This window comes from Paraburkholderia sp. NMBU_R16, from assembly GCF_013282575.1.
In the GTDB taxonomy this organism is placed as follows: Bacteria; Pseudomonadota; Gammaproteobacteria; order Burkholderiales; family Burkholderiaceae; genus Trinickia.
This window is the reverse complement of record NZ_JAAAYE010000495.1, coordinates 1-251: the sequence shown is the minus strand read 5'-3', so window position 1 is coordinate 251 and position 251 is coordinate 1. Positions and strand designations below refer to the sequence as shown.

The window sequence follows — 251 nt, the reverse complement described above, 5'->3', positions numbered from 1 at the left end:
GCCGAACTGCTCAAGAAGTTCAGCAGGAATCGCCGGCAGCTCTACCGGTGGGGTCTTGGGTTTGCGAGGCATATTTTCTCCTGGGGAGCATCATATGCCTTGAACACGAAATTTCTGACAGACCCCGGCGACATGTCGATGCTCACCGAGGCGACTTGTTCGGGCGTGCCTTGGTGTTGACTCAGATGCGCCGCGAAGCCTTCAATCGTCTTCGCGTCACGCCCGGGCGTAGCGAACACGACCCGGCGTGC

At 59.4% G+C, this 251-nt stretch carries 1 protein-coding gene; it reads right to left on the bottom strand.

Going from position 1 to position 251, the window contains the following annotated elements:
- Positions 1 to 41 precede the first annotated feature (41 nt).
- A complete protein-coding gene (locus tag GWC77_RS28900) occupies positions 42 to 239 on the bottom strand; it encodes a hypothetical protein (RefSeq protein ID WP_367949143.1) in 198 nt (65 codons plus the stop codon).
- Between the last annotated feature and the right edge of the window lie 12 nt (positions 240 to 251).